Here is a 24,734-nt window from a genome sequence, read left to right on the forward strand (position 1 = left end):
AACTATGACCAACCGCAAAAAACTTTTCCGGGCCGGTGCCTCTGCGGCTCTCCTGGCTCTTTTGATGCCCCTCCAGGCCTGGGCCCAGGTGGTGCTGCTCCACACCAACGACATCCACTGCGGGGTGGACAAAAATCTCACCCTGGCCCGGGTGGCGGCCTATAAAAAGCAGCAGAAAGCGGAAAATCCCCAGACCCTGCTCCTGGACGCCGGGGACGCCATCCAGGGGGAACCTTTGGGGAAGCTCACCGACGGCCGGGCCATGGTCCGGATCCTGAACGCTGCCGGGTATGATTTCGCCATTCCCGGCAACCATGAATTCGACTATGGTATGGACAATTTCCTGTCCCTGGCCCAAAAGCTGAAGTGTGGGTATACCAGCTGCAACTTCGTCCGGCGGGATACGGGGAAACCGGTGCTGGCGCCCTACCGGATCTTTCCCTTTAAAGAACGGAAGGTGGCGCTTATCGGGGTCACCACCCCCGGTACCCTGGTTTCGTCCACGCCCCGGTTCTTCCAGGACGGGAAAGGCCGTTTCATCTATGGGTTCTGCGAGGACAAGGAAGGGGTAAAGCTTTACAGACAGGTCCAGGATACCGTAGAGGAAGCCCGGGAACAAGGGGCGGATACGGTGATCCTGGTATCTCATCTGGGCAGCGACGGCTCCATCCCCGTGTGGAGCAGCCGGGCGCTCCTGGCCCATGTAACGGGAGTGGATGGGCTCATCGACGGCCATTCCCACGAACAGTACGAAGTGTATTACCCGGACCGGAAGGGCAAAATGATCCCGGTGGCCCAGACCGGGACCAAGCTCCAAACCCTGGGACGCATGGTCATCGAAGATGACGGTACCATCCGGGGCGAACTGATCCGAAATCTGCCGGCACCGGATCCCAAAGTGGAGACACTGGTACGGAAAGAACTGGCTAAAGTGGACAAGGTTCTGTCCCAGAAGGTGGGAGAATCCTCTGTAGAACTGGTGGATTCCCTGGAGGGCCAGCGGGCCGTGCGCCAGAAGGAAACCAATCTGGGGGATTTTGCCGCAGATGCTTTCCGGACCTGTTTCAAGGCGGATGCGGCCCTGATCAACGGGGGCTCCTTCCGTTCCGGTCTGCCTCGGGGCGCCTGGACCCGGAAGACCCTTCTGACACTGTTCCCCTTTGGGAACCAGGCGGTGCTCCGGAGCGTTTCCGGCCAGCAGCTGCTGGATGCCCTGGAACTGAGTGTATCCCATGCGCCGGAAGAAAACGGCGGGTTCCTCCAGGTATCCGGGCTGACCTTTGTCTACGATCCGGCCATCCCCTCGCCGGTGAAACTGGATGACCAGGGAAATTTCGCCCGGGTGGAAGGGGAACGGAGGGTCCGCCAGGTGATGATCGGCGGCAAACCCCTGGATCCGGCGGAAGACTATCTGGTGGCCGGGACCAGCTACATCCTCAGTGACGGCGGCAACGGCTATACCATGTTCCGGGACACCACCCTGGTAGCGGAACCGGGCCTGTCCGACGTGGAAATCCTGGCTGATTACGTCCAGAAACAGGGCGTCAGCGAAGCCTATCGGAAGCCGGAAGGACAGGGACGGATTCAAGTAAATAGGAAATAAGAAGTCAGACCCGGCCCTTAAGGGGCTGGGTCTGACTTCTTTTTTACCAAAACCTGTACTTTAGTACAGTGTGTTCCTTCTGAAAATTCTGTACAATAAAAGCAGAAAGAGAACGAACGGATATCTGGAGAAAGGAGCATACTATGAAAAAGACATGGAAACAAATTCTGTTGGGAGCATTGACCCTGTGTGTCCTGGCATCCGGCTGCGGTGGGGGAAACGGGGGCGGAGGAACCCCTGAAGACCCCAACGCCGACCTGCCGGTGCGGAAGAAAATCAGCACCCCGGTGGCATCCAGTTTTAAAGTAGACGGCCGGACGGTGAACATCTATGAATATACCGGGCTGACATTCAAGGACCAGATCCTGTGGACGGACACCCTGGCGGTGGACGGGGACCGGATTTACTTCTTCGGCTTCGACAACAAGGACGAAACATACCGGACCAAACTCCGGTCTGTCAGTTTCAAGGATGAGACGCTCAGTGACCTGAAGGTGCTGGATGAACGGGCCTACTGGCGGGACAAACTGGTGGTATCCAACGGAACTGTCTATGACTGGCACAAACAAGGGGATTATAAAAGTCGTGAAAAGAAAAATGAAGCTTCCTATTGGCATTATTACGACGGAAAGACCATGGTGCCCACCGATTTCACCGGCACGACTCTGATTCCCATCGATCAGGGGAAGGATGTGGTCTTTACCCAAAAATGGGACTACTGGACCGGGATCCTGGACAAAGGGACCCTTACCAAGGGGAAGGAACTCCTTACCGTAGAGGCGATAAGGAAGGCTGGACTGAACATCAAGAAACAATGGGCGGACAAGGACGGATTATACCTGATGGGGTATATGAAAAACGACAAGGGTGAAAATCAAAATGTGGTCCGGCAGTACAGTCTGCAGGACGGACAGCTGATCCAGTCCTTTGAGGGACCTCTTACCAAAGAAGGCCGTGGGTACGTGGTCACCGAGCACCGGGTGGTGCTGGGACAAGAAGGCGGCATCTACTGGATTTACCGCAAGAAGGATGGAAAGCTGTTGGGGAAATTCAAGACAGAACCCAAACTGACCATGGAAATCCTCACCCCCATGAAAAACGATTCCATCCTGATCTACCGCCGGATCAGCCGGGAGAAAGGCGAAGCCAAACTGTACCGGATGGATCTGTAGGGGAGAAAAGAGGGAAGAGTGTAGAAGATATGGAAAATAGGAACGGATTGAAGAAAGAGAGGTAAATTATGGGACTGATCAAAGCAGGGATGGGCGCTGTAGGCGGCGTGCTGGCCGATCAATGGAAAGAGTTTTTCTACTGCCAGATGGCACCGGACATCCTGATGATGAAAGGCCAGAAACGGACCGGGAGCCGGAGCTCCAACCAGGGCGACGACAACATCATCAGCAACGGATCCCGGATCGCTGTGAACAACGGCCAGTGCATGATGATAGTGGAAAACGGCAAGGTGGTGGATCTGTGTGCAGAACCGGGGGAATACACCTACGACAAAAGCACCGAACCGTCCATCTTTACCGGAGACCTGAAAGACAATGTGAAGGAAATCTTCAAACAGATGGGGAAACGGTTCACCTTCGGCGGGGATACCGGTAAGGATCAGCGGGTATACTATTTCAATACCAAGGAACTGATCGGGAACAAATACGGGACTCCCAGCGAAATCCCCTTCAAGGTGAAGGATGACACCACTGGCCAGGTGCTGACCATCCGGCTCCGGTGCTTCGGAGAATACAGCTACCGGATCACGGACCCCATCCTGTTCTATACCCACGTGGCCGGGAACGATTTCGACGAATACCGCAGGGAAACCCTGGACAGCCAGATGAAAAGCGAACTGCTCATGGCCCTGGCACCGGCTTTTGCCCAGCTCAGCGCTCAGCGGATCGACTACACGGAAATCATGGCCCATACCTTTGAACTGGCGGAAGCCCTCAACGATGTCCTGAGCAAAAAATGGCGGGACCTCCGGGGTATTGAAATCGTTTCCTTCGGGATCAGCAATATCAAAGCCAATGAAGCGGATGAAGAAAAGATCCAGAAGGTCCAGATGGGCATGACCATGGGCAGCGATCCCCGGATAGCCATGGGGGCCGTGGTGGATTCCAGCACCGATTCCATGAGGATAGCGGCAGGAAACCAGAACGCCGGAGCCGCCTTCGGGTTCATGGGCATGAATATGGCAGGGAATGCCGGGGCGAACATGTTCCAGGCCCTGGCAGGCCAGGCGGCGGCCCAGCAGCCGGCCCCACCGCCGGCAGAAGCACCACGTCAGCCCAATGGGTTTGCCCCAGGAGCGGCGGCTCCCAATGGCTGGGACTGCAGCTGCGGCCAGAAGGGCAATACCGGGAAGTTCTGCATGGCCTGCGGCGCCAAAAAGCCGGAACCGGCAGGGACCTGGGACTGCGCCTGCGGCCACAAAGGGAATACCGGGAAGTTCTGTATGGAATGCGGCGCTCCCAAACCGGAAGCCCAGCCCCAGGGATGGACCTGCCCCGGTTGCGGCACGGTGAACCAGGGAAAATTCTGCATGAACTGCGGAGCCAAAAAACCGGAGGATGCACCGCTGTACCGCTGTGACAAATGCGGCTGGCAGCCCCCCGATCCCCATCATCCCCCGAAATTCTGCCCCCAGTGCGGAGATCCTTTTGACGACAACGACAAGACCTGAAACAGGAGGTGAGTGAAAATGACCGATACCTCTGTTGCCTACAAGTGTCCCAACTGCGGCGGGCCCCTGGAATTCCAGCCGGGGGCAAGCCAGGTGGTCTGCCCCTACTGCGATACCAAACTGGACGTGGCACAGATGGAAGCCCTCTTTGCCCGGCAGCAGGAACGGGCGGCAGCGGCCCAGGAGGCCAAAGAAGAACGCTGGAATACGGAAATGGCGGGCAAGGAATGGAGCACGGAAGAAGCTGCCATCCTGAAAGCCTTCACCTGTTCCGCCTGCGGGGCGGAAATCGTCTGTGACGAAAACACCCTGGCTACCGAATGCTGCTACTGCGGGAATCCCACCATGCTTCCCAACCGGTTCAGCGGCATGCTGAAGCCGGATTACGTGATCCCCTTCCAAAAGACCAAAGAAGATGCAGTGGCGGCCCTGAAGGAATTCTACAAGGGCAAGCGCCTGCTGCCGGCGGCCTTTACGGCCAACAACCGGATCCAGGACATCCAGCCCATGTACGTGCCCTTCTGGCTCTTTGGTTCCAAGATCCATGCCAGTGCCGACTTCCAGGGGGAAGACGACAATGTGATGGAAACCAGCGATGAGATCATTACGGAAACCCGGGTGTTCCAGTGCATCCGCAGCGGCCGGATGAGTTTCCACAAGATTCCGGTGGATGGGTCCAGCAAAATGGACGATACCTACATGGAAAGCATCGAACCCTTCGATTATTCCCAGATGGTGCCCTTCAGCCCGGCCTATCTCACCGGTTTCCTGGCGGATAAATACGATGTGGATGCGGAAGCTTCCGTGCCCCGGGCCGATGAACGGGTGGAACGGTCCGCCGTAGGGGTGCTGGAAGAAACCGTCAAGGCCAGGGGCTATGACCGGACCATCCTCAAGGACAGCGTGGTCCGGAAGGAAGAAGACCAGGTGGCCTATGCCCTGGCTCCGGTGTGGATCCTGACCACCCGGTATCAGGACAAACCCTACACCTTTATGATGAACGGACAGACCGGGAAGATGGTGGGGACACTGCCCTATGACAACCAGAAATCCCTGATGATCATGGGGGCTGTGGCGGCCATCCTCACACCGGCGCTGTATTTTGTGGCAAAGATGTTTCTGACGTAAGGAGGTCATCATGAAGAAGTTACTGCGCATCCTGGCACTCCTGGTGCTTCTGGTGGGCATGGCCGTTTCCGCATCGGCAGCCTCTGCCCTGGTGCTGGATCAGGCTGATCTCCTGCGGCCCCAGGAAGAGAAAGTCCTCCAGCAGTCCCTGGACCAGGTGAACCAGAAATATCAGGTACGGCTGGCGGTGGTCACGGTGAAAAGCACCGGAGGCGTAAAAACCGGAGAGTTCGCCAATGTACTGCTGGACAAGATCAAAGACAGCAGGCTCAAGGGGAATATGGTACTGCTCCTGTCCATGAAGGAACGGGACTGGTACATTTCCACCGACAACGGCATGCGGAAAATGATCACCGACAAAGCCGGCATCAAGGCCCTCAGCGGAAAATTCCTGCCGGCCCTGAAAAAGAACAACTATCCGAAAGCCTTCGGCCAGTTTGCCAAAGGGACGGATGAACTGCTGGCCTACTACCAGAAAGAAGGCAAACCCTATGATCCGGCCGACGCCTTCAATCCCCTGGCCCTGGCCATTGGGGCGGCGGTGTCCCTGGGCATCGGATTCCTGGTGCGCCGGATCCTCATCGGCCAGATGAACAATGTGATGCCGGCTCTGGAAGCCGGGGTCTATCTGGACCGGGACAGCTTCCAGCTGGAAGAAAATGCGGACAACTACCTGTACATGACGGTCCATCGTAAGCCGAAGAAGAGCCGCGAAAACGCCAAGGCCGACAGTACCGATGAGGATCATGGCGGCGGCGGAAAGTTCTGAAAAGGAGGAGCCATGGAAAGAAAGGACATTTGGAGGCCGCTGGCCTGTCTGTGCCTCATGGCTTTTCTTACTGGTCTGCCGGTCCTGGCAGGAGCTTCCAGCGGAGAAGGAATCTATGGCCGGGAACTGGACACCCTGTATGATATGATCCAGGGAGGCAGAGACCCTGACTCTTATGGAGAGGACCGGGAGGACCTGGTGGCTGTCTGGGAGGGAATCCGGGAACTGTCCCCGGCCCAGGGGCTGGAACAGGTGAAGTACCAGCTGCTGGACTGCAACGGGAACGGGGAGCCGGAACTGCTGACGGGCCAGGACAACAGGATCACCAACCTGTTCACCCTCCGGGAGGGCCGGCCCCACCGGGTGTTCAGCGGCTGGTACCGGGACGCCTGGTATTATCTGGGAAACGGGCGGTTCCTGAACCAGGGAGCCGGAGGCGCGGGGCTTTCCATCCTGGGCGAGTACCATCTCGACGGGGACGGGAACCTGGTGTGCGAAAGCTGTACCTTCACCAACTGGGACCCGGTTGAGGAGAAGGAGGAAGTGTACTGGAACAACCATGGAGTCCCGGACAGAGCCCTGTCGAAGAAACAGGCCATGACACCGGGGCAGTTCTTCGAACTTCAGAAAGAACGGATGGGCAAGGTGGAAACGCTGTCCTGGCAGTCCCTGGCCTGGTGGGGCAAAGGGAGCGTGGAATTTTCCCTGATTCAGCCCGGCGAGTTCAGAGAACCCCTGCTGGCGGTGATTCCCAGAGAGACCCTGGAAGATGTGCACCTGCTCACCCTCCAGGTGGCAGAGGTCAGTGACAGCGGTCAGGTGACCTGGCAGGTGGAAACGGATGAACCATTGGGGAACCTGGAACCGGGTACCCGATACAACTACCCCATAAATCTGGAAGGAACGGCCCGGGCCACCGGCCTGTCCTATTACGACCGGAAGGGGTATCATCGGAAGATCCTCCAGCTCAGCGGAGAAGACGGCAGCCTGGTGGTGCGGGAGGAATAGGGAGGTGACAGTTGATGAAACGGATCGGTAAATTATGGACGGACCTGATACGGGCTCTGCTGCTGTGTCTGGTCCTGGTTCTGGGGTTGACGGCCGGGGGTTTTGCTGCTCCCCGGAAAACCGTCCTGGTCCACAATGTACAGGAAATGATGGAGGCCCTGGATGACCATACGGAAGTCATCCTGGCACCAGGCCGCTACAACCTGTCCACCTGGCTGGCCAGCACCGCTGCGGAGCAGGTGATCCACAGATTCCCATGGAATCCCCTCAGCCCTCCAGGCTTGTATATGGCCTATGAGGACCTGGAGCTGGCCGGATTCCAGGATCTCACCATCCGGGGCCAGGATACGGAGAAGATCACGGCAGAAATCGTAACAGAGGATCCCTATACTCCGGTGCTGCATTTCCGGAACTGTCAGAACTTCCGGCTGGCCCATCTCCGGGTCGGCCATTCCCTGCAGGCTGGCCGCTGCAGCGGAGCCGTACTGAAACTGGATCTGGTGCAGGACGCAAGGCTGGAAAATCTGGACCTGTACGGGTGCGGGACCTATGGGTACGAAGCCCTGGGCTGTGAAAGCGTTACCCTCCGGGACAGTGTGATCCGCAGCTGCACCTATGGCCTGATCAATGCCATCGAGTGCAGGGATATGAAGATCATCCAGACCCTGTTCAAAGACACCAGCACCAATCTCCCCCTTTTCGCCGTGGCCCAGTCCCGGCTGGAACTGATCGACTGTACCTTCAAGAATGTCCAGGGAAGGATCAATGATATGGACCTGGCAGGAGGAACCGTGAGCCAGATGGTTGAAAGGTAAAGAGAGCCGAAGAAGGGAGGGGGAACAATGGATGGATCCATTAAAAAACGTGCCGCCTGGGGACTGCTCGTTCTGTTGTTGGGAGCAGCTCCGGCTCTGGCCTGTGAACGGGACCTTCCCCACAGACATGAGTGGCCCGGCGGTGTCTCTGAACCCCGGCCCCTGGCCCCCGGTGCTCTTCGGTACCAGCTCCAGATCCTTCTGGCCAACCGGGAACAGTGGGACCGGGTCCCCAGATGGGAGGGCATGGTGAACCTTGCGGTGCTGGATATGGACTGGAACGGGCAGCTGGAAATCCTGGTCAATGCCGAAGGAGAGGGCAGGGAACAGGGCTATGAGGTACAGCCAGAGACCGGGAAACTGAAGAAAATCCCCGAACAGCAGTTGTACAGATCCCTGAACAATCTCCTGAGAGCTCCGGCCTGGTTCACCATCATGCCGGAAAAGCGGCAGGACTGGCTGCAAAAAGACCCCGCCCAGGTCATCCATATGCTGCGGGACAGCTATGAGAACTATGCGGGGCTCAAAGAAGGGTTTGGTTAAAAATACGCTGTCACGCTGGTCCCCAGGACCCACTCCCGGAAATCCCGGGTGAAGGGTCCTGTTTTTTTGTTCTGGAGCCGGAATCCTTCCAGGGCCCAGACCAGGCCGGGGACTACCACATAATCCATCCGGATGCCCCAGCCCCGAAACCCCTGACGCTGGAAAAATCCCGTATCCCCGTCCATGGTATGGTACAGGATGCTGGACTGGGGCTGGTCATAGTACCGGAGCCAGGTTTCCCAGGTGCCGCCCTTCCGTTCATCCAGTTCCCCATAGGTCACCGCAGCCACAAAGCCGGTTTTCTTTTCCTGGTATCCATCCTGTCCATGGGAGCCTTTGGACCCCAGCAGTTCCAGGTCGAAGAGCCATCGGTCCCGGGGCTGGTATTCCAAACGAGTGGTCCAGATCTGCTGCCGGTCAAAGCCTTTGCCGCTGGATTCCGGTTCCAGACCAAAAGCCTGGAGAGCGGGCAGGCTGGCAGGCTGGTCCTGGCGGTTGCGGAAATCCAGGAAGGCGGACCGGAAGTTCAGTTTTCGCCATTGTTTTTCTCCCTGGATGAACCAGCCGGTTTTCCGATGGAGGTTGTCGTCTCCGGTGGTCTGGCCCGCAAACAATGTGGTCCGTCCGGCGGGGTCCGTCTTTTTCCCAAAGCTGGTGCGGATCCCGTCCACCCGTTTGTCGATCACGTTCCCATCCATGAGATACAGGTTGAACCGGCCCAGCTCCCATTTGGTGTGGTCATTTTCGTGCTGGAGATAAGCACGAGAGAGGGAGGGGTGATGGTCCTGGGTATGGTCCTTGTCGTTCCGTTTGTCTTCGATCATGAATTTCAGCTGGGTCTCCTGGCTGGTGTGGACCACCGGGAACAGCCGCAGCCGCCGCTGGAGCAGGAATACATCCTGGTCCCTCCGGGGCCAGCGGCTTTTTTTCAGGTTGGCGGGGGTCCGGGCGGCAAACCGGCCTTTGCCGTAGAGATATCGGTAGTCTCCGTGGAGCTCCAGCCAGGGGGCTGTCCGCTTTTCCTCCTGTTCGGGAGGGTCAGCCTGGGAAGGGTCCACCGGGGCCCCTTCTCCCAAAGCTCCAGGCAGAGCCAGGCAGAACAGCAAAAAGAACCAGAAGGGGGAAGTCATGGCCATCACCTGCTTTCTGTCGTTTCTTATATCATACTATATGTAAGGTGAAGAGTGAAGAGCGCAGAGTGCAGAGCCCTGCCCTACCCACTTTTGCCTGTATATGGTATAATATACTGATTAAATTGTATAAACTTGCGTTTGAGGAGACAGCCTATGAACGACGAACAAGAAAAACAGCAGGCGCAGTTGGAAAACAGTCCCGATGCGGACGATATGGGTGCCATCAAGGTGGCTGACGAGGTCCTGAGCATTGTGGCCGGGCTGGCGGCCTCGGAGGTGAACGGGGTATACGGCATGAGCGGCGGCATCCGGGAAGGGCTGACGGACATGCTGGGGAAACAGAATTTTTCCAAAGGCATCAAGGTCTATACGGAAGGCCACACCGTCCGGGTGGAGGTCCATGTGATCATCACCTACGGATTCAATATCCCCGATGTGGCCATCAAGCTCCAGGAAAAGGTGAAGGAAGCCGTGGAAAACATGACCGGCTACGAAGTCACAGGAGTGGATGTCCACGTGGAAGGCGTCAAGAAGAAAAAAGAAAAGGATTTCAGCGGCAGGGACGATACGGACGAACTGGTGAAGAAATGGGAAGAGGAACCGGCTGACAGACCGTCCCTGCCGGAAGGCGCCTTTGCCGGGGAAGAAACTTCGGAAAACAGGGAATCGGTGGAAGCACAGCCAGAAGCAAAGGAAGCTCCAGAACCGGTCCGGCCGCCGGAAGGAGAATCTGACCCCAAAGGCCAGGAAACGTCGGGGGGAGAAGCATGAGCATATTCGATCGGATCATTTTGACCATGTACACCATCATCATGGCAGCAGTGGCGGTGCTGATTGTCATTGTCAGCGTCAACGGCATCCCGGTCCATGATCTTACAGAGTTTGCCGCCCGGGTCCCCGGACGCTGGGAATACACCATCGGCGGGGTGGTGATTTTCCTGGTGAGCCTCCGGCTGCTGTTTGCCAGCTGGAGCCGGGGCGGCAGCAACGACCTGACCTTTGACAACGACCGGGAAGGGAAGATCCATGTAAGCCAGCGGGCCATGGAAGACTACATTTCCGGGTTCACCAATGATGTATACGGGGTGTTCGGCGCCAAATGCCGGGTAAAGCTGCTGAAGGACAACCAGCTCAGCGTCCGGATCAACGCTTCCATCGAGCCTGGGATCAACATCCCGGACACCACCGACGAAGTGAAGCGGACGGTGAAAAAGAACATCATGAACGTGGTGGGCGTGGAAGTGGCGGAAGTGTCCGTGTACTTCAAGCACATCAAGGCCAAGGAATAGGCGGTGGAAGACCATGTGGCAGGAAATTTTACGCAAACTGTTTGAAACCAGCCGGTGGCGGATCATAGGCGCTTCGGTGGGCCTGGTGGTGGGCATCCTGTTCCTTCTCCTGGGCTTTTTCCGGGCGGTGTTCCTGCTGTTTTGCATCGGCCTGGGTTTTTACATCGGTTACAAAATGGATGCAGGGGAAGATCTGGTGGATCTGCTGGACAACCTGCTGCCTCCGTACCATAAATAAAAGGAGTTTACCAATCATATGAGCAGAAGAGAAGCACGTACCATTGCAATGAGAAGCCTGTTTGCCCTGGAATTCTCTCCGGAACAGTCTCCGGAAGAAACGGTGAAGACCATGGCGGAGGAAGAAGACATCCAGGATACCCGGAAAAAGGACCTGGCCTATGCCCTGGAACTGGTGAACGGGGTCCGGGAAAACCGGGAAGCCCTGGACGGGGAACTGAACGGCCTGGACGCCAAATGGACCCTGAAGCGGATGAACGGCATCGACCGGAACCTGCTGCGGATTGCATCCTGGGAAATGTTCTGCAGCCCGGAACCGGTGCCTCCGGCAGTGGCCATCAATGAGGCCGTGGAACTGGCCAAAATCTACGGAGGGGATGATTCTCCCGCCTTCATCAACGGCCTTTTGGGGAGCCTGGTGAAGAAGCATGGCCGCTGAGGAAGCGGTCCTGGGGCTGGATACCAGCTGCTACACCACTTCGGCGGCGCTCATGGACCGGCAGGGGAACCTGATGGGAGACCAGCGGCGGCTTTTGACGGTGAAACCGGGTCGCCGGGGCCTGGCCCAGTCGGAAATGGTCTACCAGCATACCCGGAATCTGCCGGATCTGCTGGAAGCCCTGGAACTGGACGGCCGCCGGATTGCGGCCATCGGCGTCAGCGCCAAACCCCGGCCCCGGGAAGATTCCTACATGCCCGCCTTTCTGGTGGGACTGGGGATGGCCCGGAGCCTGGGAAAGGTGCTGGGTGTGCCGGTCCATTTTTTTACCCATCAGCACAATCACATGTATGCCGGTCTCTGGTCCGTGGGGAAAACGGCCCCGGACCGGTTCCTTTTGGTCCACATCTCCGGCGGCACCACGGACCTCCTCCTGTGTGAGCGCCAGGAGGACGGGGAATTCACTCTGGAACCCCGGGGCACCAGCATCGACCTCCACGCCGGCCAGTTCATCGACCGGGTGGGGGTGGCTCTGGGCCTGGCCTTTCCCGCCGGAGCCCGGCTGGAGAAACTGGGAGAGACCGCAGCGGAACCCCATCCTCTGAAGGTATGGAGCCAGGAGGGGGAATTGTCCCTGTCCGGGCCCTGCACCCAGGCTCTCCGGGCCATTGACCAGGGGGCGGATCCGGCTTCCCTGGCCCTGGGGGTGGAACAGGCCATCGGCAAAGCCCTGGCCCGGACCATCGGCTGGGTGTGCCAGAAGGAAGCCCTTTCCCAGGTGCTCCTGGTGGGAGGGGTCAGCGCCAACAAAGAAATTCGCCATCAGCTGGAAGCTTTCCTCAGCCGGCGGCAGATCGGCCTGTGGGCCCCGGATCCCCGGTACAGCGTGGACGGTGCCGTGGGCAATGCCTGGGCCGCCGTACTCCGGGAAAGGCAGGAGGAACCATGATCGTTGGAAAAATCTATACGGTGTCGGAAGTGACCCGGATCGTCAAGGGGCTGTTCCGGAAGGAACCGGAATTCGCCAACCTCCAGATCCAGGGGGAAGTGTCCAACTTCCGCCAGTATCCTTCCGGTCACTGTTATTTTAATTTAAAAGACGGCAAGACCCTGCTGAAAGCCGTTATGTTCGCCGGTGCGGCCCGGCGCCTGAAGCAGCTGCCCAAAAACGGGGACCAGGTGCTGGGGGTGGGCCGGATCGACCTGTATGAACGGGACGGGGTCTATCAGTTCTACGTGGACATGATGATGCCCCTGGGAGCCGGGAACCTGATGATCGCCTATGAGCAGCTGAAGGAAAAACTCACCGCCGAAGGGCTCTTCGACCCCGGCCGGAAGCGTCCCCTGCCTGCCTATCCCAAAGTGGTGGGCATCGTCACATCTTCTGCCGGGGCAGCGGTCCGGGACATCATCAACGTGGCCGGCCGCCGGGATCCTTCCGTAAAGCTCCGGCTGTATCCCGTAAAGGTCCAGGGCACGGAAGCCCCTCCGGAAATCATCCGGGGGATCCGGTTCTTCAACCGGCACAAACTGGCGGACGTGCTGATCGTAGGCCGGGGCGGGGGTTCCATGGAAGACCTGTGGGCCTTTAACGATGAGGGTGTGGTCAGGGCCATCGCCGCTTCGGAAATCCCGGTGATTTCTGCCGTGGGTCACGAAATCGACTTTACCCTCAGCGATTTTGCGGCAGACCTCCGGGCTCCCACTCCCTCTGCAGCCGCGGAACTGGCAGTGCCGGAACGGAGCGGGGACCGGGAAAATCTGGCCAAGCTGGTGCGCCGGCTGGAACGGACCATGGAAACCCGGCTCCAGGACAGCACCCGGGCTCTGGAACAGCTCCAGGGAGAATGGGTGTTCCTTCATCCGGAACGACTGTGGGAAAATGCCGGCCAGACCCTGGACAGCCTGAGCCAACGGCTGGAACAGGCCGGGGACCGGCTGCTGGAAAACCGGCAGCAGAAACTGGAAGTGATTACAGCCAAGCTGGGGGCCCTGGATCCCTACGGGGTGCTCCGGCGGGGCTATACCATAACAGAAAATGCACAGGGAAAGGTGGTCCGGCAGGCGTCGGATCTCCGGCCCGGTGATACCCTGGTGACCCGGTTCGCCCAGGGAGCAGCAGTCTCCCAGGTGGAAACGGTCAAGGAAGGAAAAGCATAATGCCCAGAAAGAAAGCAGAAACGGTTTCCTTTGAAGAGGGCCTGAAACGGCTGGAAACCATTGTGGAAAAGCTGGAAAGCGGGGAACTGTCCCTGGATGAAACAGTGGCTCTCTATAAAGAAGGTATGGAACTGAGCCGGAATTGTGCGGCTCAGCTGAAAAAAGTCCAGCAGGACGTGAAAAAAATCGTGGAAACCAGCCAGGATGATTTTGCCCTGGCCCTGTTTCCGGAGGAGAAGGAATAATGGAATTGCGCAGTTATTTACGGAGCCGTGGGGCTCTGGTCAACGGATATCTCCAGGTGCGCCTGGGAGTGGGGAGCATTTCCCCGGTGGACAAGGCCATGATGTATTCTGTGGCGGCCGGCGGCAAGCGGCTCCGGCCCATCCTGCTCATGGCGGCAGCAGATGCGGTGGGGGCCAACGGTACGGATTTTGTGGCGGTGGCCGCAGGACTGGAAATGATCCATACCTATTCTCTGATCCACGACGATCTGCCTTCCATGGACAATGACGATTACCGTCGGGGCCGGCTCACCAACCACAAGGTGTTCGGGGATGCCATGGCCCTTTTGGCCGGAGATGGCCTGCTGACCCAGGCTTTTGAAGTGATGCTGGAACAGCGGGGAGTGGATCCCAAGGTGCTCCTGGAGGTGGTCCGTCTGGTGGCAAAATGCGCCGGCCCTACCGGCATGGTAGGCGGCCAGGCTCTGGACATTACCTCTGAAGACCAGCAGCTGACCCTGGAACAGATGAAGAAGCTCCACGAAGCCAAGACCGGGGCCATGTTCGTGGCTGCGGTCCGGGGCGGCGCCATGCTGGGGGGGGCGGATCCGGACACCCTCCGGACCATGACCCATTTTGCCGCTCTCTTCGGTCTGGCCTTCCAGATCACTGACGACATCCTGGATGTGGAAGGGGATGCCAAGGTTATGGGCAAACCGGCCCACAGCGACGAAAAACTCCACAAATCCACCTATGTGTCTCTGTTCGGTCTGGAAAAAGCCAAAGAAATGGCCGCCCAGACCCTGAAAGAAGCGGAAGAGACCCTGGCGCCCCTGGGCGAAAAGGCCCAGCCCCTGGTGGAAATCACCCGCTATCTGTACAAACGGAAGAAATAAGGACGGGGGAGGACGGACCCTTATGAAACTGTTGCCAACCATACATGCACCGTCGGACCTGAAAAAAATCCCCGATGCCCAGCTGCCGGAACTGTGCCAGGAAATCCGGGAGGAGATCCTGGAAGTGACCAGCCGGAACGGAGGGCATCTGGCCCCCAACCTGGGAGTGGTGGAACTGACCGTCGCCCTGCATAAGGTGTTTTCCATGCCTCGGGACAAGATCGTCTGGGATGTGGGCCATCAGTCCTATGTCCACAAACTGCTGACCGGCCGGCTGGACAAATTCCCCACTCTCCGGCAGTACGGCGGCCTCTGCGGCTTCCCCAAACGGACGGAAAGCGAATATGACTGCTTCGGCACCGGCCACTCCAGCACCTCCATTTCGGCGGCTCTGGGAATCGCCTGTGCCCGGGACCTGGCCGGGGACGACTACAATGTGATTGCCGTCATCGGGGACGGAGCCCTTACCGGCGGGGAAGCCATGGAAGGGCTGAACAACGCCGGGGATCTCCACAAGAAGCTGATCGTGGTCCTCAATGACAACGAAATGTCCATTTCCAAAAACGTGGGGGCCCTGTCTTCCTATCTTACGGAACTCCGGACGGATCCCACCTATTCCCGGGTGAAAACGGAAGTGGAAAACTTCCTGAAAGGGCTGCCTTCCATCGGCAGCAGTGTGGCCCGGGCGGTGGGCCGTCTCAAGGACAGCTTCAAGTACTTCTTTGTGCCCGGGATGCTCTTCGAAGACTTCGGCTTTAAATACCTGGGACCGGTGGACGGCCACGACCTGACTGCCCTGATGGAAACCTTTGAAAAGGCCAAGCAGCTGGATGAGCCGGTGTTCATCCATGTGCTCACCACCAAGGGGAAAGGGTACAAACCGGCGGAAGAGCGGCCCAACGCTTTCCATGGCACCGGCCCCTTCGACATTGCCACCGGGAAGAAATTCTCCAATCCCCAGGCTCCTGCCACCTATACCAAAGTGTTCAGCGATGCCCTGGTGGAACTGGGAGAGAAGAACCGGAAAGTGGTGGCCATTACCGCCGCCATGCCGGAAGGCACCGGCCTGGACGTATTTGGGAAATATTACCCGGACCGGTTCTTTGACGTGGGCATTGCGGAACAGCATGCAGTGACCATGGGCGCCGGGCTGGCGGCCAACGGCTACCATCCTCTGGTGGCCCTGTATTCCACCTTTGCCCAGCGGGCCTTCGACCAGCTGCTCCATGATGTGGCCATGCAGAACCTGCCCTTTACCCTGTGCCTGGACCGGGCCGGTCTGGTGGGGGACGACGGCAGCACCCATCACGGGGCCTATGACCTGTCCTATCTCCGGCTGATGCCCAATATGGTGATGATGGTGCCCGGGGATGAGAACGAACTCCGGCATATGCTGAAAACCTCCCTGGAATACAACGGGCCTTCGGTGCTCCGGTATCCCCGGGGCTCCGGGCTGGGGGTTCCCCTGGATCCGGAAATCCATACCCTGCCCATCGGGAAGAGCAAACGGCTCCAGGAAGGGAGCCAGATCGATCTGTGGGCTGTGGGGACCATGGTGGATACCGCCCGGAAAACCGCGGATCTGCTGGAAAAGCAGGGGCTGTCCGTGGGGGTGGTGAACGCCCGGTTCGTAAAGCCCCTGGACCGGGAAGCCCTGGAAGCCGCCAGCCACACCGTGAAGCTGCTGGTGACCCTGGAGGAAAACTCCCTGGCGGGAGGTTTCGGAGAAGGGGTGCTGGATGCCCTGAACCGGATGGGACGGCTGAAGGAATGCCGGGTGCTGAACCTGGGCATCCCGGATCTGTACGTGCCCCATGGAAAGCGGGAACTGCTGCTCCGTGACCTGAAACTGGATCCGGAAGGGGCCGCGGATACCATTTTGCAAGCCTGGAAAGAGGAACTATGAAAAAAGAACGGTTGGATGTATTTTTAACGGAACAGGGGTTCTTTGAATCCCGGAGCAAGGCCCAGGCTGTAATCATGGCCGGGGAAGTGCTGGTGAACGACCAGAAAATCGACAAGCCCGGCACCATGGTGAAGCCCGATGCCAAAATCACCCTGCTGGGGAAAAAGATGCCCTTTGTGAGCCGGGGCGGCTACAAGCTGGACAAATCCCTGAAGGTGTTCCCCATCTCCCTGGAAGGGAAGGTGGTGGCGGATCTGGGGGCTTCCACCGGCGGCTTTACGGACTGCGCCCTCCAGCATGGAGCCAGCAGGGTCTACGCCATCGACGTGGGCTATGGGCAGCTGGCCTGGAAACTCCGGCAGGATCCCCGGGTGGTGAACATGGAACGGACCAATGTCCGGTTCCTGGAAGCCGATTCCCTGGGGGAACCGGTGGATGTGTTCACCATTGACGTGGCTTTTATTTCCCTGGACAAGGTGCTGCCCAGCGCCTATAAGATCCTGAAGTCCGACGGCTTCGGCATCGCCCTGATCAAGCCACAGTTCGAGGCCGGTCGGGAAAAAGTGGGGAAAAAAGGCGTGGTCCGGGATCCGGCGGTGCACCTGGAAGTGATCGAAAAGGTAATCGCCCAGGCCCGGGAACTGGGGTTTGTGGCCCGGGGACTGGATTTTTCTCCCATCCGGGGACCGGAAGGGAATATTGAATATCTGTTCTATATGGGAAAAGAAGGGGAAGACACCGTATCGCCGGAACGGATCCGGGAGGTGGTGGCGGCTTCCCACGAGACCCTGGAAAAATAAAGAGACAGAAAAAATGAGGGGTGGAACCATGGAAAAGAGACTGCGGCTGGGGGTGTTCCCCAATCTGCCGAAAGAGAAGGTCCGGGCCCTGTTGCCCAAGCTGGTGGAATTCTGCAAGGCGGAAGAGATCCCGGTGGTGTTCCCCCGGGAAATCGCCGAAAGCTACGGAGTACCCGGCTATGACCAGGAAGACCCGGCCAGTCTGTCCCAGCTTTCCATGGCTCTGACCCTGGGGGGAGACGGGACCATCCTCCGGGCTGCTCGGTACGTGACCCAGCTGAACATCCCCCTGCTGGGGGTGAACATGGGGAAACTGGGATTCCTGACGGAAGTGGGGGCTCCGGATCTGTACAAGGCCCTGCTGAAGGTAAAGGCGGGAGAATACATCCTGGAAAAACGGAACATGCTCCAGCTTACGGTATGGCAGGGAGAGAAGATGATCTGCAAGGCCCATGCCCTCAACGACATGGTGCTGGAAAGCGGGGACCGGTCCCGGCTTACCCGGCTGAGTCTGAAGATCGACGGGGAACCTACCGCCAACGCCCCTTCCGATGGGCTGATCATTGCCACCGCCACCGGGTCTACGGCCTATTCCCTTTCGGCAGGGGGACCGGTGGTCCATCCCAGCCTGAAGGCCAGCATCATCACCCCCATCTGCCCTCATGCCCTCCATGCCCGTCCTCTGGTGATCCCCATGGAGCATGCCATTGAAATCGCCCCCCGTCCTCCTTACGAAACCATCCTGATTTCCGCGGACGGGATGACGGTAAGCCATCTGGCCTGGAACCAGCGGGCCCTGATCGAAAAAAGTCCCTGTGATGCCCGGTTCGTGCGCATCAATCCCCTGTCCTACTATGCGACCTGGCAGGACAGGATGCTGAAAAATGAAGGTCAGACCATTCTTTAGGAGGCAAGCGGAAAGACCATGAAAATATCCAGACAGGAAGCCATTAAAGACATCATCAAGAACCAGCAGATCGAAACCCAGAGTGATCTTGCAGAAGCTCTGAAGAAGGCTGGCTTCAACGTGACCCAGGCCACCGTGTCCCGGGACATCAAAGAAATGATGCTGATCAAGATCCCCGATGAGGACGGACGGTACAAATATTCCTTCCCTTCGGAAAACAGCAAGATCCTGACCACGGAACGGCTGGAGGACACCCTCCGGGGCTACACCCTTACCATCAGTTCCGCCGAGAACCTGATCGTCCTCCATACCCTGCCGGGCACTGCCCAGGCTGTGGCCTATGCCCTGGACCATCTCAGCTGGAAGGAACTGCTGGGGACCGTAGGGGGCGATGATACGGTGCTCCTGATCGTGGATTCCAAGGACCATGTGGAGACGGTGAAGCAGCGGCTCATGGTCAAGAAAGGACGCTGACATGCTGAATTCCTTGGAAGTGCACAATTTTGCCCTGATCGACCATCTGCGGGTGGACTTTACCCCGGGGTTCAATGTGTTCACCGGGGAAACCGGCGCCGGGAAATCCATCCTGATCGACGCCTTCAGCATTGTACTGGGCAGCCGGGCCAGCGGGGACTACCTGCGGAAAGGGGCGGATTCCTACTGGATCCAGGCGGTGTTCGACATCGAGGGGCTGGAAAATGTCCATGACATCCTCCGGGAACTGGATCTGGATCTGGGGGAAGACACCCTGTTCCTCCGCCGGAAGGTCACTGCCGGGGGCAAGAGCCAGGCCTTTGTAAACGAGCGGCAGGTGCCGGTGTACGTGCTCACCCGTCTGGCCAGCCAGCTGGTGGACATCCACGGTCAGCACGAGAACCAGACCCTGCTGGCCCCCGGGGCGGCTCTCACCATCCTGGACCACCTGGAACCAGGGCTCCAGACCCTGTTGGAAAAATACCAGGAAAAATTCGTGGCCTATGACAAAGCCAGGGAAACGGTGAAAAAGTGGCTGCTGAAGGATGCCCACCAGACCGAAGACCTGGAGCGGCTGGAAGCAGAAATCAAGGAAATTGACGAAGCCCATATCCAGCCGGGAGAAGATGATCAGCTCCGGGAAACGGTCCGGAAGCTGAGCAACCAGGAAAAAATCCTCCAGGCAGTGGGGGAAGCCCATCACTACCTGGAAGGGGGCGAAGACAGCGGCCCCAGTGCCCTGGATGCCATCAACACCGCCCGGACCACTCTGGAAGGGGTGCTGGACTATGCGCCTGAGCTGAAACCCTATGCGGAAAGTATGGATTCTGCCTGGGAAACCCTGGAAGACGTGCGCCAGTCCCTGGGGGACATTCTGGCGGCGGATCATGATGACCGGGATACCCTGGAAGCGGCCCAGGAACGGCTGGACCTGCTGTACCGGCTGAAGCAGAAATTCGGAGGCAGCCTGGAAGAGGTACTGGCCTACCGGGACAAGGCCCAGGCGGAATATGAAGGGCTCCTGTCCCTGGAATCCACCCTGGCCCGGCTCCGGAAACAGGAAGCCATCCTGAAGGCAGAAATGCAGACGGAAGCGGACAAACTCACGGCCGCCCGGAAGAAAGCCGCTGCCGGCCTGGTGAAGGCCCTGCTGCCCCATATCCGGGACCTGGCCATGCCTGAAGGCCGGGTGGATCTTCAGTTTACCCGGCTGCCCGAATGCCACGGCCGGGGCCAGGACAGCATCCAGTTCCTGTTTTCCGCCAATGCGGGGATGGATCTGAAGCCTCTGGGCCGGATCGCTTCCGGCGGTGAACTGTCCCGGTTCGCCCTGGCTCTCAAGACGGTGATGATGAAGAAGTTCGGGGTGCCCACCATGATCTTCGACGAAATCGACACCGGGGTGGGGGGCGTTACCGCCCAGAAAATGGCGGAAAAAATGGCCCTCATCGCCCGGGAGCGGCAAGTGCTGTGCATCACCCACCTGGCCCAGATCGCCTGCTTCGCCGACCATCAGCTGTACATCCATAAAAGCGCGGAAAAAGGCAGCACCATCAGCCAGGTGGATGTGCTGGATCCGGAAGGACGGATTCAGGAGATCATGCGTATGACCGGCGGCACCAATACCTCCCGTTCTGCCCGGGAAAATGCCAAGGAACTGTTGGCTATGGCCGCCAAATTCAAAGAAACGAAGGAGTCTGACATTCATGAAAACCCTACACGATGATCGGCTGGATGAAAAACAGCTTTCTACCCGGACCGCCTTTGAAGGCCGTCTGCTCCATCTCTATGTGGACCAGGTGAAACTGCCCAACGGCAATGATTCCACCCGGGAATACATCCTCCACCAGGGAGCCGTGGGGATCCTGCCGGTAATGGAAGACGGCAGCATGGTGTTTGTAAAGCAGTTCCGGTATCCTGTCCATTCGGTGATCTACGAGATCCCGGCGGGCAAACTGGAAAAAGGGGAAGAAATCCTCCCCAGCGCCCAGCGGGAACTGTCCGAAGAAACCGGTCTTACCGCCGATCACTGGACCCGGATGACTTCTATTGTCACTACCCCCGGATTCACCAACGAAACCATCCATCTGTTCCTGGCCACCGGTCTCCACCAGGGAAAGATGCATCCCGATGCCGATGAATTCCTCCAGGTGGAAGTGATTCCGGAAGAAAAAGTTAAACAGATGGTCATGTCAGAAGACATTTTTGATGCAAAAACCCTGTCAGCGCTTCTACTGTACTTCCTGAAAAAAGAAGCCTGTTAAAAATTCATGTAATAAATTTGTAAAATCAAAAAAATGTGTAACAAATTTCCTAAAGTATGTTATAATATCCATAAATTGATTTTTGGGAAACGATTCACTCATTGCAACACTGATTGGAGTACTGCGTATTGAACATTTTCCAAACATCACAAAAAATGATGAGGGGGAACCGAACATGGATGTACTAAAGGTTTCGACAAAATCCAATCCGAATTCTGTAGCAGGTGCGTTAGCAGGTGTATTGAGAGAAAACGGTAAAGCTGAAATCCAGGCCATTGGGGCTGGTGCCCTGAACCAGGCAGTGAAAGCCATCGCCATTGCCCGGGGGTTTGTGGCTCCTCATGGTATGGATCTGGTATGTGTTCCCGCGTTCATTGATATCAACATCGACGGTGAAGAACGGACCGCCATCAAATTGCTGGTGGAACCTCGCTGAAAGTAAAAAAAAGAAGCTGTTGCAGCTGGCAACAGCTTCTTTTTTTTACTTACTTTACAAACAACGCATCCACATCCACTTTCTTTTCCATCATCCCGGAGGCAACCAGGAAATCCTGGGTCTTCTTCAGGGAGGCGATGGCTTCGGGGGTAATGGTCATGCTGAAATCATAGAGGGGAGCCATTTCCTTTACGGCTTCCGGTTTCAGTTCCGTGGCTTTGGCGGTCATTTCCAGGGCCTTGTCCGGATTCTTCTTCATGAAGTCCAGGGTTTCCTTCTGGACGGCCAGGAAAGTATCCACCAGGTCCTTGTGTTCCTTGTAGAACTTGCCGCTGACTGCGGTAACCGTCAGGCCGGATACCAGCCCTTCTCCGGTGGTGACCACGTGCATGCCCTTCTTTTCCACATTGTAGGCCAGAGGACCGGCCAGGAGAGCACAGTCAGCACTGCCGTTTTCCAGGGCGGAAGCGGCGGCAGGAAGGCCCATGGAAACGAACTTCACATCGTTCATGGAAAGCCCGGCCTGCTGGAGATAAGCGGCTAGCAGTTCGTGGAGGATGGTGCCCTTGGGCCCGGCAATGGTCTTGCCCTTCAGGTCAGCGGCACTTTGGATGCTGCCGTCCTTGGAGAACAGCTTGAAGGCCTTGGGAGCCTGGGAGTACAGGCTGATGATCTTGATGTCGTTGCCGTTGGCAGCGCTGAGGAGCACGGAAGAACCGCCCACACAGTTCAGGAACTGGATGTCCCCGCTGGCCAGGGCAGCCGTCTGATCCGCTCCAGAAGTGATGGTGGAGTAGGAGGCGGTGATGTTCTTTTCCTTGAACTTCTTCTCAAAGCTCTGGTTGGCCTTTTCCACAATGGAAGGGATGTTCAGGGGTGCCTGGACATAGGTGATGCTCACCTTGTCCATTTTGGGAGCCGCCTTCTGGGCGGATTTGCCGCTGCCGCACCCGGCAGCCAGGGCTCCCACTGCCACCAGACAGCAGGCAAGAGCAACAGAGAGTTTTTTCTTCAATGACATTTGTAACAGATCCTTTCGTCTCAGGGGATATCCGCCCTCGACAAGGGCGGGGGACCAGCCGTCAGGCTGGTGGTGGGTTAGCCGCTTCAGCGGCGTTTCTCTTCAAAGGAACCGGCTGGAGCAGGTTCCTTCTTTCAGTCGTTGACCGTTTAACGGGCCGCTGCCGGGCTGCAGCAGCCCCTCCAGCAGCTTTTTTTTCGCTTCGATCAGCCCCGGGGAAAGCAGGTCCCGTTGGCCCGGGGGCAGGTACTGTTCCTGGGCAATCCGGCCTTCTTTCAAGATCAGAAGCCGGTCCCCCAGGGTCAGGGCCTCGTCCACATTGTGGGTCACCAGCACCACTCCCATGGAAAGCTTTTCCACCATGGACCGGAGTTCCTGCTGGAGCTGGCCCCGGGTAAAGTAATCCAGGGCCGCAAAGGGTTCGTCCATGAGGATCAGGCTGCTGTGCATGGCCAGGGTCCGGGCCAGGGAGGCCCGCTGCTGCATGCCTCCGGACAGCTGGGCCGGGTACTGGCCCGCTGCATCCGTCAGCTGGACCAGGTCCAGCCAGTGGTCCGTTTCTCCCGGGTCCGCCCCTTTGGGCAGTCCCAGGGCGATGTTTTCCCGGCAGGTGAGCCAGGGGAACAGCCGGGCCTCCTGGAACATCATGCCCAGTTTCAGCCCGGCCGGTTTTTCCACAGTGCCGGCATCCGGCGTTTCCAGCCCCGCCAGGATGCGCAGCAGGGTGGTCTTCCCGCAGCCGCTTTTCCCCAGGATCACCGTACATTCCCGGAGCGAAAGAGCCAGGGAAAGGTCCCGGAGCACCACCCGGGCACCATAGGTTTTGGTAATATGGTCCAGCTTCAGCGCATCCAACGGAGCAGCCTCCTTTCCACTGCCGCAAAGATCCCATCCAGCAAAAGGCCCAGGGCTCCGATGGTCAGGATGCCGATGAACACTTTGTCGCTGCGGCTCATGGCCTGGGCGTCCAGGATCAGATACCCCAGTCCGCTGTCGGCAGCTATCATTTCCGCCCCGATAATGGCCCGGAGGCTGTAGCCCATGCCCACCCGGAGTCCGGTGAGGATCCCGGGCAGGGCCGCTGGCAGCCGGATCTTCCACAGGGCCTTCCAGGGAGAGAACCCCAGCATTTGGCCCACTTCCAGCAGCTTCCGGTCACACCGGCGGAACCCGTCGTCCATGTTCAGGTACATGGGGAAGAAGGAAGCCAGCACGATGATGATGGTCTTGGGCAGTTCCCCGATGCCGAACCAGAGGATCAGCAGGGGAATCAGGGACAGGGGCGGTACATGGCGGAACACTTCCAGGAGCCCTCCGTAGCAGGCCCGGAGCCGGGGAAACAGCAGGTTCAGGCTGGCCAGAAGGCAGCTGGCCAGAAAGGCCCAGAAGAACCCGGTAAGGATCCGCCGGAGGCTGATCAGGATGTGCCGGACCAGCTCCCCGTTCCGGACCATGTGGAGAAAGGTGTCCCACACCTGGCCGGGAGAGGGGAGGATGTAGCTGCTCCAGATCCCTTCTGCCGATGCCCAGGCCCACAGCAGGAACACCAGCACAAAGGGCAGGACCAACCGGATCTTACCCTTCATGGTTCTCGTGGCCGGAAGTGACCTTGGCATAGGCTGTCTTGGAGGACACCCCCGGCAGCTTCCCGATCCGGCCGGACAGGTTGCTGATAATGTCCTGAGGGGCATCCACCACCACGCTGATGATGTGGATGTTCCGGGCATGGTAGGGAATCCCCATCCGCCCGATTACATAGGGACCAAAGTCATGAAGGATGGAGTTCAGGTCCTCCACCGCATCCGGATCCTCTACAATGATTCCCAAAATCGCCACACGGGTTTCTTCCATAAAAAGACCTCCTCACATACCCATTATCCGCCCTTTTCAAGGGCGGGGGACCAGCCGTCAGGCTGGTGGTGGGTTAGCAGCCGCAGGCTGCGTTTCCATTTACTGGAACCCGCTGCCGGGTTCCTTCCTTTTACCGTTGAGAATTGAC

The 24,734-nt window shown here is 58.3% G+C and carries 28 protein-coding genes; 23 read left to right on the forward strand and 5 right to left on the reverse strand.

Going from position 1 to position 24,734, the window contains the following annotated elements; all coding sequences use genetic code 11:
- Nucleotides 1-4: 4 nt before the first annotated feature.
- The 8 genes from ACZOF8_RS04440 to ACZOF8_RS04475 all read left to right on the forward strand — a co-directional run bounded on the left by ACZOF8_RS04440 (nt 5) and on the right by ACZOF8_RS04475 (nt 8,549).
- Nucleotides 5-1,603, forward strand: coding sequence for a bifunctional metallophosphatase/5'-nucleotidase (locus ACZOF8_RS04440; protein WP_022487609.1), 1,599 nt, complete (start codon nt 5-7; stop codon nt 1,601-1,603).
- Between the two features lie 143 nt (nt 1,604-1,746).
- Nucleotides 1,747-2,775 (forward strand): hypothetical protein, encoded by a 1,029-nt coding sequence (locus ACZOF8_RS04445; RefSeq protein WP_154488171.1) that lies wholly within the window; start codon nt 1,747-1,749, stop codon nt 2,773-2,775.
- A 68-nt stretch (nt 2,776-2,843) separates the two neighbouring features.
- On the forward strand, nt 2,844-4,286 hold the full coding sequence (locus ACZOF8_RS04450) for an SPFH domain-containing protein (protein ID WP_154488170.1): 1,443 nt from the start codon (nt 2,844-2,846) through the stop codon (nt 4,284-4,286).
- An 18-nt stretch (nt 4,287-4,304) separates the two neighbouring features.
- Nucleotides 4,305-5,414, forward strand: coding sequence for a TFIIB-type zinc ribbon-containing protein (locus ACZOF8_RS04455; RefSeq protein ID WP_487426612.1), 1,110 nt, complete (start codon nt 4,305-4,307; stop codon nt 5,412-5,414).
- A 10-nt stretch (nt 5,415-5,424) separates the two neighbouring features.
- Entirely contained in the window at nt 5,425-6,183 is a 759-nt protein-coding gene (locus tag ACZOF8_RS04460; protein ID WP_487426613.1) for a TPM domain-containing protein, read from the forward strand.
- A 12-nt stretch (nt 6,184-6,195) separates the two neighbouring features.
- Nucleotides 6,196-7,191, forward strand: coding sequence for a hypothetical protein (locus tag ACZOF8_RS04465; RefSeq protein ID WP_288310121.1), 996 nt, complete (start codon nt 6,196-6,198; stop codon nt 7,189-7,191).
- A gap of 14 nt (nt 7,192-7,205) precedes the next feature.
- Nucleotides 7,206-8,006 (forward strand): hypothetical protein, encoded by an 801-nt coding sequence (locus ACZOF8_RS04470; protein ID WP_022488109.1) that lies wholly within the window; start codon nt 7,206-7,208, stop codon nt 8,004-8,006.
- A 27-nt stretch (nt 8,007-8,033) separates the two neighbouring features.
- A complete protein-coding gene (locus ACZOF8_RS04475; protein ID WP_022488108.1) occupies nt 8,034-8,549 on the forward strand; it encodes a hypothetical protein in 516 nt (171 codons plus the stop codon).
- Here ACZOF8_RS04475 and ACZOF8_RS04480 read toward each other — a convergent pair.
- Nucleotides 8,546-9,685, reverse strand: a complete 1,140-nt coding sequence (locus ACZOF8_RS04480; protein WP_441373777.1) for a hypothetical protein — start codon at nt 9,683-9,685, stop codon at nt 8,546-8,548. The genes ACZOF8_RS04475 and ACZOF8_RS04480 overlap by 4 nt on opposite strands.
- 150 nt (nt 9,686-9,835) lie before the next feature.
- Here ACZOF8_RS04480 and ACZOF8_RS04485 point away from each other — a divergent pair, with 150 nt between their 5' ends.
- The 15 genes from ACZOF8_RS04485 to ACZOF8_RS04555 all read left to right on the forward strand — a co-directional run bounded on the left by ACZOF8_RS04485 (nt 9,836) and on the right by ACZOF8_RS04555 (nt 21,714).
- Nucleotides 9,836-10,453: an Asp23/Gls24 family envelope stress response protein gene (locus tag ACZOF8_RS04485; RefSeq protein ID WP_288310117.1), complete on the forward strand. Its 618-nt coding sequence runs from the start codon at nt 9,836-9,838 to the stop codon at nt 10,451-10,453.
- Nucleotides 10,450-10,971, forward strand: coding sequence for an alkaline shock response membrane anchor protein AmaP (gene amaP, locus ACZOF8_RS04490; protein ID WP_022487770.1), 522 nt, complete (start codon nt 10,450-10,452; stop codon nt 10,969-10,971). The genes ACZOF8_RS04485 and amaP overlap by 4 nt, the downstream gene beginning before the upstream one ends.
- 13 nt (nt 10,972-10,984) lie before the next feature.
- On the forward strand, nt 10,985-11,209 hold the full coding sequence (locus tag ACZOF8_RS04495) for a DUF2273 domain-containing protein (RefSeq protein WP_012938222.1): 225 nt from the start codon (nt 10,985-10,987) through the stop codon (nt 11,207-11,209).
- Between the two features lie 18 nt (nt 11,210-11,227).
- Nucleotides 11,228-11,647, forward strand: a complete 420-nt coding sequence (gene nusB, locus ACZOF8_RS04500; protein ID WP_022487771.1) for a transcription antitermination factor NusB — start codon at nt 11,228-11,230, stop codon at nt 11,645-11,647.
- Entirely contained in the window at nt 11,637-12,596 is a 960-nt protein-coding gene (locus ACZOF8_RS04505) for a Kae1-like domain-containing protein (protein ID WP_022487772.1), read from the forward strand. Before nusB ends, ACZOF8_RS04505 begins: the two co-directional genes overlap by 11 nt.
- The gene (gene xseA, locus ACZOF8_RS04510; protein WP_154488165.1) at nt 12,593-13,807 is read left to right on the forward strand and encodes an exodeoxyribonuclease VII large subunit; all 1,215 of its coding nucleotides are present in this window, start codon (nt 12,593-12,595) and stop codon (nt 13,805-13,807) included. The genes ACZOF8_RS04505 and xseA overlap by 4 nt, the downstream gene beginning before the upstream one ends.
- Nucleotides 13,807-14,052, forward strand: a complete 246-nt coding sequence (xseB, locus tag ACZOF8_RS04515; RefSeq protein WP_022487774.1) for an exodeoxyribonuclease VII small subunit — start codon at nt 13,807-13,809, stop codon at nt 14,050-14,052. The genes xseA and xseB overlap by 1 nt, the downstream gene beginning before the upstream one ends.
- Nucleotides 14,052-14,927 carry a polyprenyl synthetase family protein gene (locus ACZOF8_RS04520; protein ID WP_487426614.1) on the forward strand — a complete coding sequence of 292 codons (876 nt, stop codon included), beginning with the start codon at nt 14,052-14,054 and terminating at the stop codon, nt 14,925-14,927. The genes xseB and ACZOF8_RS04520 overlap by 1 nt, the downstream gene beginning before the upstream one ends.
- Nucleotides 14,928-14,949: 22 nt before the next feature.
- Nucleotides 14,950-16,833 (forward strand): 1-deoxy-D-xylulose-5-phosphate synthase, encoded by a 1,884-nt coding sequence (gene dxs / locus ACZOF8_RS04525; protein ID WP_487426615.1) that lies wholly within the window; start codon nt 14,950-14,952, stop codon nt 16,831-16,833.
- Nucleotides 16,830-17,633 (forward strand): TlyA family RNA methyltransferase, encoded by an 804-nt coding sequence (locus tag ACZOF8_RS04530; protein ID WP_012938229.1) that lies wholly within the window; start codon nt 16,830-16,832, stop codon nt 17,631-17,633. Before dxs ends, ACZOF8_RS04530 begins: the two co-directional genes overlap by 4 nt.
- 28 nt (nt 17,634-17,661) lie before the next feature.
- Nucleotides 17,662-18,540 (forward strand): NAD(+)/NADH kinase, encoded by an 879-nt coding sequence (locus ACZOF8_RS04535; protein ID WP_154488163.1) that lies wholly within the window; start codon nt 17,662-17,664, stop codon nt 18,538-18,540.
- Between the two features lie 18 nt (nt 18,541-18,558).
- Nucleotides 18,559-19,014 (forward strand): arginine repressor, encoded by a 456-nt coding sequence (argR, locus tag ACZOF8_RS04540; RefSeq protein WP_022487779.1) that lies wholly within the window; start codon nt 18,559-18,561, stop codon nt 19,012-19,014.
- 1 nt (nt 19,015) lies between these two features.
- Nucleotides 19,016-20,740: a DNA repair protein RecN gene (recN, locus tag ACZOF8_RS04545; protein WP_288174666.1), complete on the forward strand. Its 1,725-nt coding sequence runs from the start codon at nt 19,016-19,018 to the stop codon at nt 20,738-20,740.
- Nucleotides 20,721-21,278, forward strand: coding sequence for an NUDIX domain-containing protein (locus ACZOF8_RS04550; RefSeq protein ID WP_154488161.1), 558 nt, complete (start codon nt 20,721-20,723; stop codon nt 21,276-21,278). Before recN ends, ACZOF8_RS04550 begins: the two co-directional genes overlap by 20 nt.
- A 175-nt stretch (nt 21,279-21,453) precedes the next feature.
- A complete protein-coding gene (locus tag ACZOF8_RS04555; RefSeq protein WP_012938234.1) occupies nt 21,454-21,714 on the forward strand; it encodes a stage V sporulation protein S in 261 nt (86 codons plus the stop codon).
- 49 nt (nt 21,715-21,763) lie between these two features.
- Here the strand turns inward: ACZOF8_RS04555 and ACZOF8_RS04560 are convergent, their stop codons facing one another.
- From ACZOF8_RS04560 to ACZOF8_RS04575, 4 genes are all read right to left on the reverse strand, one after another.
- Complete coding sequence (locus ACZOF8_RS04560; RefSeq protein WP_022487782.1) at nt 21,764-22,735, reverse strand: ABC transporter substrate-binding protein; 972 nt, start codon at nt 22,733-22,735, stop codon at nt 21,764-21,766.
- A gap of 102 nt (nt 22,736-22,837) precedes the next feature.
- Nucleotides 22,838-23,590 carry an ABC transporter ATP-binding protein gene (locus ACZOF8_RS04565; RefSeq protein ID WP_022487783.1) on the reverse strand — a complete coding sequence of 251 codons (753 nt, stop codon included), beginning with the start codon at nt 23,588-23,590 and terminating at the stop codon, nt 22,838-22,840.
- Complete coding sequence (locus ACZOF8_RS04570) at nt 23,578-24,321, reverse strand: ABC transporter permease (protein ID WP_022487784.1); 744 nt, start codon at nt 24,319-24,321, stop codon at nt 23,578-23,580. The genes ACZOF8_RS04565 and ACZOF8_RS04570 overlap by 13 nt, the downstream gene beginning before the upstream one ends.
- Nucleotides 24,311-24,586: a TM1266 family iron-only hydrogenase system putative regulator gene (locus ACZOF8_RS04575; protein ID WP_022487785.1), complete on the reverse strand. Its 276-nt coding sequence runs from the start codon at nt 24,584-24,586 to the stop codon at nt 24,311-24,313. The genes ACZOF8_RS04570 and ACZOF8_RS04575 overlap by 11 nt, the downstream gene beginning before the upstream one ends.
- Between the last annotated feature and the right edge of the window lie 148 nt (nt 24,587-24,734).

Source organism: Acidaminococcus sp. (assembly GCF_057597765.1).